Source organism: Micromonospora sp. NPDC050495, from assembly GCF_040655175.1.
Classification (GTDB): Bacteria; Actinomycetota; Actinomycetes; order Mycobacteriales; family Micromonosporaceae; genus Micromonospora.
Window position 1 is genome coordinate 196,075 of record NZ_JBFAJK010000008.1, and the last position, 11,603, is coordinate 207,677.

The window sequence follows — 11,603 nt, forward strand, 5'->3', positions numbered from 1 at the left end:
GACCGGCGGGCGGGGAAAGCCCGGCGCGGCAGCGGTGACCGGCCCGCCCGTCGGCCGCGGCCAGTCGGCTCTGCTCAGAGCCGGTCGGCGCCGGCCAGGCGGTCGCCGGCGAAGGCGAGCAGCCAGCCGCCGCCCTTCGGGGTGGTGAAGTCGCCGGCCCGGCCGGTCAGCCGCTCCAGCATGCCCGGGATCACCTTGCCCTGACTGCACACCGCTACCGGTTCGCCGGCGACGGCCAACGCGGTGAGCCGGGCCGCCCCGGCCAGCGCGCACTCGTCCGGTGACTGGCCCGGCCCCGGCTCGTCCAGGTCGCCGCTCACCTCGATCGGCAGGTCCAGCAGGGCGGCGGCCGGGTCGAGGGTCTGCACGCAGCGGCGCGCCGAGGCGGAGAGCAGGCGTACCGGGCGGACCAGGGCCACCAGGCCGGCCAGCGCCTGCGCCTGCGCCCAGCCCTCGGCGTCCAGCGGCCGGCCGTGATCCGGGCCGGTCCAGGTGGCGCGCCGGCCGGCGTGCGCGTGCCGGACCAGCAGGACGGTGCCGGTCACCGCCGGCAGCGCCGCGAACGCGGCGATCACCTCGGTGTCGTGCGGGTAGCTGACCAGGCGTACCGCGTCGTCGACGGGCAGCCAGCGGACCTCGTCCACCTCGGTGTCCGGCTGGAAGCCGCCCTCGGCCGCGGCCCGCATCGACCAGTAGTCGACCGACTTGGCCCGCCCCTCGCTGCGGTAGTGGACCGTGGGCAGGCGCAGTTGCGGCACCGCCCGTACGTCGGCCTCCTCGGCGACCTCGCGGACGGCGGCCCGCAGCGGATGCTCGCCCGGGTCCAGCTTGCCCTTCGGCAGCGACCAGTCGCCGTACCGGGGTCGGTGCACGAGGCAGATGTCGACGCCGGCCGCGCCGGGGCGCCAGACGACCCCGCCCGCCGCCCGGATCCGTACCGGCTCGTCCTGCGTCATCCGCTCACCGTAAGCCCGCCCCGCGCGCACCGGGGCCGCTCAGCCGGCCCGCCCGCCGACCCGGTGCAGCAGCAACTCCTGCAGGTCGGTCAGGGGCGCCTCGTCGGTGCCGGTCCGCCGCTGCCAGGTGCCGTCGCCGGCCAGCTCGAAAGCGTCCACGTCCGGGCTGAACGCGGCGGTCAGCACCTGGTCCAGCTCGGCCCGGGCCACCGGGTCGCTGACCTGCACCAGCGCCTCCACCCGGCGGTCCAGGTTGCGGTGCATCAGGTCGGCCGAGCCCATCCAGAACTCGGCGTCACCGTCGTTGCCGAACCGGAAGACCCGGGAGTGCTCCAGGAACCGGCCGAGGATCGAGCGCACCCGGATGTTCTCCGACAGCCCCGGCACCCCGGGCCGCAGCGTGCACATGCCCCGGATCAGCAGGTCGACGTGGACGCCGGCCCGGGACGCCCGGTAGAGCGCGTCGGTGATCTCCTCGTCGACGAGCGCGTTCACCTTGAACTGCACCAGCCCCGGCATGCCGAGCCGGACCTGCTCGATCTCCCGCTCGATCCGTTCGATCAGGCCGCTGCGGATGCCCTGCGGGGCCACCAGCAACCGCCGGTACGCGGTCTGCCGGCTGTAGCCGGTGAGCACGTTGAACAGGTCGGTCAGGTCGGCGCCGATCTCCGGGTCGGCGGTGAGCATGCCGAAGTCCTCGTAGAGCCGGGCCGTCTTGGGGTGGTAGTTGCCGGTGCCGATGTGGCAGTAGCGGCGGATCTGGTTGCCCTCCTGCCGGACCACCAGGGCGGTCTTGCAGTGCGTCTTGAGCCCCACCAGCCCGTACACCACGTGGCAGCCGGCGCGTTCCAGGGTGCGGGCCCAGCCGATGTTGGCCACCTCGTCGAAGCGCGCCTTCAGCTCCACCAGCACCACCACCTGCTTGCCGGCGGCGGCCGCGTCGACCAGCGCGTCCACGATGGGGGAGTCGCCGCTGGTGCGGTAGAGGGTCTGCTTGATGGCCAGCACGTTCGGGTCGGCGGCGGCCTGCTCGACGAAGCGCTGCACGCTGGTCGCGAACGAGTGGTACGGGTGGTGCACCAGCACGTCGCCGTCCCGCAGGGTGGCGAAGACGCTGCGCGGCACCTCGCCCTCGGCCAGCCGGGGATGGGTGGCCGGCACGAACGGCGGGTCCTTGAGGTCGGGCCGGTCCGCCTCGCCGTACACCTGCCAGAGCGCGGAGAGGTCGAGCAGGCCGCGGACCCGCAGCACGTCCTGGCTGTCCATGTCGAGCTCGCGGACCAGCAGCTCCAGCATGTGGTCGGAGATGGAGGCGGCCACCTCCAGCCGGACCGGCGGGCCGAACCGGCGCCGGGCCAGCTCCCGCTCCAGGGCCTGGAGCAGGTCCTCGTCGCGGTCCTCGTCCACCTCGACCTCGGCGTTGCGGGTGACCCGGAACAGGTGGCACTCCACCACCTGCATGCCGGAGAAGAGCTGCCCGAGGTGCACCGAGATGAGGTCCTCGACGGGCAGGAACCGCACCCCCGGCTGGTCGCGGGCCACCCGGACGAACCGGGGCACGTTGTTCGGCACCTTCACCCGGGCGAACAGCTCCGAGCCGCCGTCCGGGTCGCGCACCGAGACGGCCAGGTTCAGCGACCGGCCGGAGATGTACGGGAACGGGTGCGCCGGGTCCACCGCGAGCGGGGTGAGCACCGGGAAGATGTGCTCCCGGAACCAGGTGCGCAGCCGTTCCCGCTCGGCGTCGTCCAGCTCGCTCCAGCGCAGGATCCGGATGTCCTCGGCGGCGAGCTTGGGCAGCACGTCGTCGACGAAGCAGGCGGCGTGCCGGGCGACCAGGCCGGCGCTCTTCTCCGCGACCAGCTCCAGCTGGGTCCGCAGCGGCATCCGGTCGCCGCCGCGGACCGGCAGCCCGGCGGAGAGGCGGCGCTTCAGCCCGGCCACCCGGACCATGTAGAACTCGTCCAGGTTGCTGGCGAAGATGGCCAGGAACTTCGCCCGCTCCAGCAGCGGCGTGCGCGGGTCCTCGGCGAGCGCCAGCACCCGGGCGTTGAAGTCGAGCCAGGAGAGCTCCCGGTTGAGGAACCGGTCCTCCGGCAGCGGCGACGCGGCCGGCGGGCCGACGTCCGGGCCCGGCCCCTCGACCGGGTCCAGCGACTCCTCCAGGCCGGCCGAGGCGGGGGCGCCCGGCTCACCGGAGATGGTCTCCTCAGGCGGGCGGAGCCCCCGGAAGCGGCCGTCGGTGCCGCGGGATCGGGCGCCGTTGCGCGGCGCGGTCGGCTCGAGGGCGGTCGGCGGGCTGTCGGGGCGCTCGCGAGGGGTGCTCACCACCCCATGATTCCCCGACAAGGGTGAACGGAAAATGAACTCCGGCCAGGTTGTTCACGCCATCGTCGGCAAGCTCACCCGGACGACCTCGCCGGCGGCGTCCCGCTCGATCCGGACCCGCTGGCCGAGCCGGAGCAGCCGCAGCCCGGAGGCGTCGAACGCGCGGGCCGGGAAGGCCAGCTCGGTGCCGTCGTCGAGGAGCAGCACGCCGCTGCGGGTGGACGGGTCGTAGGTGGCCACCGTGCCCTGCATGTCAGCACCGTACCCGAGTCGGCCGGCCGGGGCGGCGGCGAGCAGCGCGGCGGTGCGCGGGCCCGGGCCGAGCCGGGCCGCCGCGGCCAGGTCGGCGGCGGTGTCCACGTCGCGGCGCAGGGTGGGCCAGTCGCCGGCCAGCGACCGGGCCCCGCTGGCCGCGTGCGCCGCCGCCGAGCCGACCCCGAAGCGGGGATCCAGCGGCACCCCGGCCGGCGCGGCGAGCAGCACGGTGCCGCTGCCCGGGGTGTCCGCCACGAACCCGCGTACCCCCGGTCGGCCGGTGGGGACGGCCCGCAGCGCCGCGGCCAGCTCCGCGGGGCGCAGCGCCGGCAGGTCGGCGGTGAGGGCGGCCACCGCGGCGTGCGGGCCGGCGACCGCCGCGCCGTGCCGGAACGCCGCGTTCAGCCCGGCCGCCGGGTCCGGCACGACCCGCGCGCCGGCCGCGGTGACCGCCGCGGCCACCCGCGGGTCCGCGGTGACCACCAGGACCGCGGCCACCGCCGGGCAGGCCCGCACCGCGCGGACCGTGTCGGCCGCCAGGGCCAGCGCCAGCTCCTCGTGGGGTACGCCCGGCAGCGCGCCCCGCAGACGGCTCTTCGCCGCCCTGAGACGCTTCACCGGCACCACCACGGTCCAGCTCGGCTCAGGCACGCCGACCATCCTGCCAGCCGGGTCGCGGTACCCCTCACTGGCCGGACCGGGGGCGAGCAGGCATGATTTCCGTCGCGGGCGTGGGTGCGCGGCTCGGGGCATGGGGAGGAGACGCAGGTGGCGCGGCGGAAGGTGGGGTTCTGGCCACGGTTAGCCGTGGTGCTGGTCAAGCCGGTGTTGACGGTCTGGACGCGGCGCACCTGGCGGGGCATGGAACACCTGCGCCGGGACGGCGGGATCATCATCGTGCCCAACCACATCTCGCACGCCGACCCGCTGGTCGCCGCGCACTTCATCTACGACTCCGGGCGCTGGCCGCAGTTCCTCGGCAAGGCCAGCGTGTTCAAGGTCCCGGTGATCGGCTGGATCCTGCACCGGTGCCGGCAGATCCCGGTGGAGCGCGGCAGCGTCGAGGCGGTCAAGTCGCTGGACAAGCTGATCGCCGCGCTGGGCGAGGGCGGCGCCGTGGTGATCTACCCGGAGGGGACGACCACCCGCGAACCGGACCTGTGGCCGATGAAGGGCAAGACCGGGGCAGCCCGGCTGGCGCTGGCCACCGGCGCGCCGGTCGTCCCGGTCGTGATGGTGGGGCCGGAGCGGATGTTCGACCCGCGGACGGCGCGGTTCGGGCTGCGCCCGCGTACGCCGGTCACGGTGGTCGCCGGGCCGCCGGTGGACCTGAGCCGCTGGGCGGGGACCCCGCCGTCCCGGGCGGTGCTGGAGGAGATGACCGACACGATCATGCTGCGGCTGCGGGACATGGTCGCCGAGATCCGCGGCGGCACGCCACCGCCGCTCTGGGAGCGCCCGGCCCGCACCCGTACGCCCGGGGTGACCGAGTGAGCGGGCACGTGGCCGTGCTCGGCGCCGGCTCGTGGGGCACCGCGTTCGCCAAGATCCTCGCCGACGCCGGTCGGGACGTGACGATCCTGGCCCGGCGCGCCTCGGTGGCCGAGGCGATCCGGACCGGGCGCCACAACCCGGACTACCTGCCGGACGTGCGGCTGCCGGACCGGGTCACCGCGACCGGGGACGCCGAGCAGGCGATCGTCGGGGCCGAGGTGGTGGTGCTCTCCGTACCGTCGCAGACGCTGCGCGGCAACCTCGCCGAGTGGACCCCGTACCTGGACCCGGACGCCACGCTGGTCTCCCTGATGAAGGGCATCGAGCTGGGCACGACGAAGCGGATGAGCCAGGTGATCATGGAGACCGCCGGGGTGCCCGCCGACCGGGTGGTGGTCGTCTCCGGCCCCAACCTGGCCCCCGAGATCGCCGCCGAGCAGCCCGCCGCGACCGTGGTGGCCGGCACCGACAGCCGCCGCACCGCGCTGGTGCAGACCTCGATCCGCACCCCGTACTTCCGCCCGTACACCAACGACGACGTGATCGGCTGCGAGCTGGGCGGCGCGGTGAAGAACGTGATCGCGCTGGCGTACGGCATCGCCACGGCGATGGGCTTCGGCGACAACACCCGGGCCATGCTGATGACCCGGGGCCTGGCCGAGACCGCCCGGCTCGGCGTGGCGCTCGGCGCCGACCCGATCACCTTCGCCGGCCTGGCCGGCATGGGCGACCTGGTCGCCTCCTGCTCCTCGCCGCTGGCCCGCAACCGCACCTTCGGCGAGCACCTGGGCCGGGGGGAGAGCCTGGAGCAGGCCCAGACGGCCACCCGGCAGACCGCCGAGGGCGTGAAGAGCTGCCTGGCGATCCGGGACCTGGCCCGGGCGCACGGCGTGGAGATGCCGATCACCGAGCAGATCGAGCGGATCTGCCACGAGGGGATGGACCCGCGGCTGGCCGTGGACACCCTGATGAGCCGGACCGCGAAGCCCGAGTCGTACGAGTGAGGTGGCGATGAGTCAGTGGGGTGACGGCACCCGCAGCGTGCACGCCGGGCTGCCCCCGGCGGAGCCCGGGCAGCCCTTCCTGCCGGGGCCGGTGTTCGCCGCGCCCTACCACCTCGACCCGTGGCAGGGGCCGGCCGCCACCCCCAACGGGTACGGCCGGCCGGACAACCCGACCCGGCGGCTGCTGGAGACGGCGATCGGGGAGTTGGAGGGCGGCGACTGCCGGGTCTTCGCCAGCGGGCAGGCGGCCATCACGGCGCTGCTGTTGGCGGTGCTGCGCCCCGGCGACACCGTGCTGCTCCCCGCCGACGGCTACTACCCGGTGCGCGCCTTCGCCACCGAGACCCTGGAGGGCTTCGGGGTACGCGTCACCTTCGTGCCGACCGCCGGGCCGTACCCGTCGTTCGACGGGGTCCGGCTGGTGCTGCTGGAGACCCCGTCGAACCCCGGCCTGGACGTGGCCGACGTGCCGGCGCTGGCCGCCGCGGCGCACGCCGCCGGGGCGCTCGTCGCGGTGGACAACACCACCGCCACCCCGCTGGGGCAGCGTCCGCTGGACCTCGGCGCCGACGCGGTGGTCGCCTCCGGCACCAAGGCCCTCACCGGCCACTCCGACCTGCTGCTCGGCTACGTGGCGACCCGCTCCGCCGGGCTGCTCGACCCGGTCACCTCGTGGCGGACCATGACCGGTGGGGTGCCCGGCGCGTTCGACTGCTGGCTGGCGCACCGCTCGCTGGCCACCGTGGACCTGCGGCTGGCCCGGCAGACCGCCAACGCCGAGGCGGTCGCCCGGCTGCTCGCCGGCCGCCCCGACGTCACTGGGGTGCGCTGGCCGGGGCTGCCCGACGACCCGGCGTACCCGGTCGCCGCGGTGCAGATGCGCCGGCTGCCCGGGGTGCTCGGGTTCGACCTGGGCGACCCGGACCGGGTGGCCCGGTTCCTCGACGCGTCCCGCCTGGTCGCCGCCGCCACCTCGTTCGGCGGGCTGCACACCAGCGCGGACCGGCGGGCCCAGTGGGGCGACGACACCGCGCCCGGCTTCGTCCGGCTCTCCTGCGGCATCGAGGACCCGGCCGACCTGGTGGCCGACCTGACCGCCGCCCTGGACGCCAGCGCGGCCTGACGTCGGGTCCGCGCCGGGTGCCCCGGGGCGGACTGTCGAGGTCGGTCGCGCCGGTCGCCCGGTGCGGGCGGCGCCGGCTCCGCTAAGGTGACGGGCGTGCCACGGCCCGCGCGGGCCCCGACCAGAGGAGGTGAGACCGATCCACCAGACCAGGACCGGCGCTCCCTCCGAGTCCGCGTCGCCGCGGGAGTAGGCGACGCCGGGAGCGCCGAGCAGCGCTTCCGAAAGGCAATCCGATGGCAACGCCCTCCCTCGACCGTCCCGCCCTCGTCCAGCGGCTGCGCGCCGCCGGCTGCGTCTACGCCGAAGACGAGGCGGAGCTGCTGATCGCCGCCGCCGCCGGCTCGGCCACTGCCCTCACCGACCTGGTCGACAGCCGGGTCGCCGGCCGACCCCTCGAACACCTGCTCGGCTGGGCCGAGTTCTGCGGCCTCCGGGTCGCCGTCACCCCGGGCGTCTTCGTCCCCCGGGGACGTACCGCCCTGCTGGTCGCCGCCGCCGTGGCGGTGGCCGGGCCGGCCCCGGCCGTGCTCGACCTCTGCTGCGGGTCGGGCGCCGCCGCGCTGGTGCTGCACGGCCGGCTCGCCCCGCGGTGGCTGGCCGCCGCCGACATCGACCCGGCCGCGGTGGCCTGCGCCCGGCGCAACCTGGACCCGCTGGGCGTGCCCGTCTACCAGGGCGACCTGTTCGCGCCGCTGCCGGCGCGGTGGCGGGGGCGGCTCGACCTGGTGGTGGCGAACGCCCCGTACGTGCCCAGCGACGCGGTCGCGCTGCTCCCGCCGGAGGCCCGGCTGCACGAGGCGCCGGTGGCGCTGGACGGCGGGGCCGACGGGCTGGCGGTGCTGCGCCGGGTGGCGGCCGGCGCGGCCGAATGGCTGGCGCCCGGCGGGCACCTGGTCGTGGAGGTCAGCAGCGGGCAGGCGGCGGCGCTCTGTGCGGTGCTGGCCGGCTTCGGCCTGGTCCCGACCGTGCGACAGGACGACGACCTGGAGGCGACCGCGGTCACCGCCCGCCGCCCGGGCTGAGGCTGCCCACGCCCTGTCTGCGCTCTGCGCTCTTGCCGTCTGCGCTGTGCCCGCGTGCCGTCTGCGCTGTGCCCGCGTGCCGTCTGCGCTGTGCCCGCGTGCCGTCCGCGCTGTGCCCGCGTGCCGTCCGCGTCCTGTCCGCGTGCCGTCCGCGCCTCGTCCGGCGCCTTGGCCGTGGCCGGCGTCGCCCACCGACGGATGAGTCCCCTCGTCAGCGATATGCCTCTGCGGCATAAAGATGCCGCAGAGGCATATCGCTCATCTGCGACGTGCCGTCCCGGCCAGGACACGCCGGGCTGGGACATCCGGGCTGCACGGGAGCGGCGACCGGCCGCCGGAGGCGGAGGTCGCCGGGCCAGGGCCGGGACATCCGGGCTGTGGCGACCGGCCGCCGGGCGGAGGCGGAGGTTCCCGGGCCGAGGACCGGGGGCCGGGGGCCGGGGACCGGGGACCGGGGGCCGGGGACCGGGGACCGGGGGCCGGGGGCGGCGGCGGGTGGGGTGCGAAGCATGGCGGGCCGGTGCGCGCCGAACTAGCCTCAGGTCAGGTTCGGTGGGAGGTGGTGGCCGTGGGCGGTGCGGGTGTGCCGGTGGTGGTGGGCCTGGACAACGGCGGCAACAGCAACAACGTCACCGTCCTGACCATGGACGGCCGGTTCCTGGTCGACGGGCTGGTGGAGAGCCCGAGCGAGGTCCAGGCCGGGCCGGAGGCGGCCATCGAGGCGCTCGCGCGGGCGTTCGACGGGGTCCTCGCGCTGACCGGCGTGCCGCGCGAGCTGGTCCGCGCCGTCGGGCTGGACACGCCCGGGCCGGCCAGCGCCACCGGGGTCATCTCCTCGCGCGGCTCGACCAACTTCTCCCAGCCCGCCTGGCGCGGCTACGACGTCCGCGGCGCGCTGGAGCGCCGGCTCGGCCTGCCGGTGAGCTACGCCAACGACGGCAACGCGGCGGCGCTCTACGCCCACCACGTCCACTTCGGCGCGGACGCGATGAGCCGCTCCTCGGTCGCCGCCATCGTCGGCACCGGGCTGGGCGGCGGCGTGGTGGAGGCGGGCCGGGTGGTCGGCGGGGCGGCCGGGATGGCGGGGGAGTTCGGGCACGTGCACATCCTGCTCGACGGATTGCTCGCGTCCGGCCAGTCGTCCCCGGTCTGCGCCTGTGGCTTCACCGGGGACGCGGAGAGCGTCGCCTCGCTGACCGGGATCGAGCGCAACCTGCTGCCGTACTGGTTGGCGCGGTACCCGGGGCACCCGCTGGCGGCGGAGGAGCCGAGCCGGGCGGCGAAGCTGGTCCGCGGCTACGGCGAGCGGGGCGACGCGCTGGCCCGGCAGGTCTTCGCCCAGCAGGCCATGGCCCTGGGGCGGCTGTTCACCATCGCGGCGAACTTCACCGACCCGCACGCGTACTTCGTCGGTGGCGGGGTGGTGGAGGCGGCGCCGGAGTTCCGCGACTGGTTCCTGGCCACGGTCCGGGAACACACCGTGCTCCGGGATGAGCAGGCCGCGGTGGCCACCTTCGCCCTGGTGCCGGAGCGGGACATGGCCGGTGCCCGGGGAGCGGCGATCGCCGCCCTGGAGGCGATCCGGGTCGGCGCCGCGCCGCTGGTCGCACGCTGAGCCGGGCGAACCGGCGCCGCGCGCCGGCCCGCCTCGACGTCGGGTCGCCCGCCTAGACGCCAGGTTGCCCGCCTCGACGCCGGGTTGCCCGCCTGACGCCGGCTTGCCCGCCTCGGCGGCCGGGTCGCGGCCGGGGTCAGCGGCGCGGTGGGGCGGCGGTGAAGGCCGCCCAGGCGGCCGGGGGAAAGACCAGCACCGGTCCGGCCGGGTCCTTGGAGTCGCGGACCGCCACCGCCCGCGCCAGCCGGGACATCTCGACGCACGCCCCCTCGTCGCCGCTGTGGCTGCTCTTGCGCCAGTGGCTGACCGTCGGGCGGTGGCCGTTCGTGCCGTTCATCGGATCTACCTCTCGTTCAGCAGGCGGAGGAGCTGGTCCCGGCTGGCTGCCGGGCTGAGCGCCACGGTCCGCAGGTGCTCCATGATTTTGGTGCAGGTACGCAGGTCGCCCGGCCGGTCCAGGACCATCTGCCCGGCGACCGTCTCCACCGACGCGATCATCGGGTCCTCCGGGTCGGCGAACTCGAGGATGTGCAGCGATCCGCGCGTCCCCCGGTGGTAGCCCGCCGCGAGCGGGATGACCTGGACGGTGATGTTGGGCAGCTCACCCACCTTGAGCAGGTGCCGCAGCTGGGCCTCCATGACCGACCGGTTGCCGACCGGGCGCAGCAGCGCGCCCTCGTCGATGATGGCGTCGAAGATGGGCGGTTCGTCGCTGGTGAGCCGCTGCTGCCGGTCCAACCGCAGGTGCACCCGCTGCTCGACCTGCTCGTCGGTGAGGGTGTGCGGGCCGCCGCGCATCACGCCGCGGATGTAGTCGGCGGTCTGGAGCAGGCCGGGCACCACCGAGGGCTCGAAGTTGGCGATGCCGGTGGCCTCGGCCTCCAGCGCGATGAAGTCGATGGTCCGCCGGTCCAGCAGGTACGAGTAGGAGACCCACCAGCCGGGCTTGCGGGCGTCCTTGGCCAACTGCACCGCTGCGGCGATCTCGTCGGTGCCCACCCCGTAGAGGGTGAGCAGGGCACGCACGGTGGCCGGGCTGATCAGGGTCTGCGCGTTCTCGTACCGGGACAGCGTGCTGCGGGTGCTGTTGATCTCGTCGGCCGCGGCCTCGAGGGTCAGCCCGGCGGCTTCCCGGTGGGTACGCAGGGCGATGCCGAGCCGTCGGGCCCGGGCGGTCTTCGGCGCCATGCATCGATGGTCGCACATCAACGGGAAGAATGGCATGAGAGAACTTCGATGAGAGTTGCATTCACGGGTGTCCAAGTGTCAATCTGTGACGGCGTCCTCACCGCCGGTTGTCGTGGCGACGGTGGTGGTGGGTGACCGGAGGGGATGGGGCGCGCGGTGATCGGGTTTTACTCCCCCACGACCCGATCGCCGCGTGCCCCGCACCGGCGAGCAGACGGAGAGGGAAGCGCATGACGGCGACCGGATGCCGCCCGGCGGACGGGAGGGGACGGCGATGACCCGTTTCCTCGTGGTCCTCACCGACGTCCGGCCCCTGGAAGGGACGGGCCGCAACGAGCGGACCAGCCCCGAACGGCGCCGGCAGGTGGTCGGCGCGAGCAGCCGGGAGGCGGCGGAGCGGATCGCCGGCGCGTTCATGGCGCTGGGCATGGTCCGGGCGGGCCGACAGCGCGTGAAGGTGATCGCCGTGGGACGCCGCCCACGACTGGGACAACTGGACTGAACCCGCCCGCCGCCGGACCCGGTACCCGGCGGCGGATCCGGGGGGGGGGGGGGGGGGGCCCCCCCCGGCCGCCCCGCCCGAACCCACGCAGGGCGGCAGGTGGATGGGGAACC

11 protein-coding genes and 1 pseudogene are annotated in these 11,603 nt (G+C 75.4%); 6 read left to right on the forward strand and 6 right to left on the reverse strand.

Features of this window, described 5'->3' with window-relative positions:
* Positions 1-74: 74 nt before the first annotated feature.
* From AB0I11_RS12195 to cofC, 4 genes and pseudogenes are all read right to left on the reverse strand, one after another.
* A complete protein-coding gene (locus AB0I11_RS12195; RefSeq protein WP_357317744.1) occupies positions 75-956 on the reverse strand; it encodes an NUDIX hydrolase in 882 nt (293 codons plus the stop codon).
* 39 nt (positions 957-995) lie between these two features.
* Complete coding sequence (locus tag AB0I11_RS12200) at positions 996-3,284, reverse strand: RNA degradosome polyphosphate kinase (RefSeq protein WP_357317749.1); 2,289 nt, start codon at positions 3,282-3,284, stop codon at positions 996-998.
* Positions 3,285-3,338: 54 nt separating this feature from the next.
* On the reverse strand, positions 3,339-3,536 hold the full coding sequence (locus AB0I11_RS12205) for a cold-shock protein (RefSeq protein ID WP_357317802.1): 198 nt from the start codon (positions 3,534-3,536) through the stop codon (positions 3,339-3,341).
* A gap of 18 nt (positions 3,537-3,554) precedes the next feature.
* A pseudogene (gene cofC, locus AB0I11_RS12210) lies at positions 3,555-4,199 on the reverse strand (2-phospho-L-lactate guanylyltransferase); the annotation flags it as partial.
* Positions 4,200-4,307: 108 nt separating this feature from the next.
* Between cofC and AB0I11_RS12215 the strand changes: the two are divergent.
* The 5 genes from AB0I11_RS12215 (at position 4,308) to AB0I11_RS12235 (ending at position 9,800) form a co-directional block, all read left to right on the forward strand.
* Entirely contained in the window at positions 4,308-5,033 is a 726-nt protein-coding gene (locus tag AB0I11_RS12215; RefSeq protein ID WP_357317753.1) for a lysophospholipid acyltransferase family protein, read from the forward strand.
* A complete protein-coding gene (locus tag AB0I11_RS12220; RefSeq protein WP_357317756.1) occupies positions 5,030-6,037 on the forward strand; it encodes an NAD(P)H-dependent glycerol-3-phosphate dehydrogenase in 1,008 nt (335 codons plus the stop codon). Before AB0I11_RS12215 ends, AB0I11_RS12220 begins: the two co-directional genes overlap by 4 nt.
* Before the next feature lie 7 nt (positions 6,038-6,044).
* Positions 6,045-7,160 (forward strand): cystathionine gamma-lyase, encoded by a 1,116-nt coding sequence (locus tag AB0I11_RS12225; RefSeq protein WP_357317760.1) that lies wholly within the window; start codon positions 6,045-6,047, stop codon positions 7,158-7,160.
* Between the two features lie 236 nt (positions 7,161-7,396).
* Positions 7,397-8,185 (forward strand): putative protein N(5)-glutamine methyltransferase, encoded by a 789-nt coding sequence (locus tag AB0I11_RS12230; protein ID WP_357317765.1) that lies wholly within the window; start codon positions 7,397-7,399, stop codon positions 8,183-8,185.
* A gap of 568 nt (positions 8,186-8,753) precedes the next feature.
* On the forward strand, positions 8,754-9,800 hold the full coding sequence (locus tag AB0I11_RS12235; RefSeq protein ID WP_357317769.1) for an ROK family protein: 1,047 nt from the start codon (positions 8,754-8,756) through the stop codon (positions 9,798-9,800).
* Between the two features lie 136 nt (positions 9,801-9,936).
* Here the strand turns inward: AB0I11_RS12235 and AB0I11_RS12240 are convergent, their stop codons facing one another.
* Both AB0I11_RS12240 and AB0I11_RS12245 read right to left on the reverse strand, forming a co-directional pair.
* On the reverse strand, positions 9,937-10,137 hold the full coding sequence (locus tag AB0I11_RS12240) for a DUF397 domain-containing protein (protein WP_357317774.1): 201 nt from the start codon (positions 10,135-10,137) through the stop codon (positions 9,937-9,939).
* A gap of 5 nt (positions 10,138-10,142) precedes the next feature.
* Positions 10,143-10,988 carry a helix-turn-helix transcriptional regulator gene (locus AB0I11_RS12245; RefSeq protein WP_046569500.1) on the reverse strand — a complete coding sequence of 282 codons (846 nt, stop codon included), beginning with the start codon at positions 10,986-10,988 and terminating at the stop codon, positions 10,143-10,145.
* A gap of 274 nt (positions 10,989-11,262) precedes the next feature.
* On the opposite strand from AB0I11_RS12245, the gene AB0I11_RS12250 reads away from it, so the two are divergent.
* Positions 11,263-11,490, forward strand: a complete 228-nt coding sequence (locus AB0I11_RS12250; RefSeq protein WP_357317778.1) for a hypothetical protein — start codon at positions 11,263-11,265, stop codon at positions 11,488-11,490.
* Positions 11,491-11,603 lie beyond the last annotated feature (113 nt).

Coding starts and splice junctions, on each gene's coding strand:
- AB0I11_RS12225 (WP_357317760.1), top strand. CDS start 6,045: ATGAGTCAGTGGGGTGACGGCACCCGCAGCGTGCACGCCGGGCTGCCC.
- AB0I11_RS12250 (WP_357317778.1), top strand. CDS start 11,263: ATGACCCGTTTCCTCGTGGTCCTCACCGACGTCCGGCCCCTGGAAGGG.
- AB0I11_RS12240 (WP_357317774.1), bottom strand. CDS start 10,137: ATGAACGGCACGAACGGCCACCGCCCGACGGTCAGCCACTGGCGCAAG.
- AB0I11_RS12195 (WP_357317744.1), bottom strand. CDS start 956: ATGACGCAGGACGAGCCGGTACGGATCCGGGCGGCGGGCGGGGTCGTC.
- AB0I11_RS12230 (WP_357317765.1), top strand. CDS start 7,397: ATGGCAACGCCCTCCCTCGACCGTCCCGCCCTCGTCCAGCGGCTGCGC.
- AB0I11_RS12205 (WP_357317802.1), bottom strand. CDS start 3,536: ATGCAGGGCACGGTGGCCACCTACGACCCGTCCACCCGCAGCGGCGTG.
- AB0I11_RS12245 (WP_046569500.1), bottom strand. CDS start 10,988: ATGGCGCCGAAGACCGCCCGGGCCCGACGGCTCGGCATCGCCCTGCGT.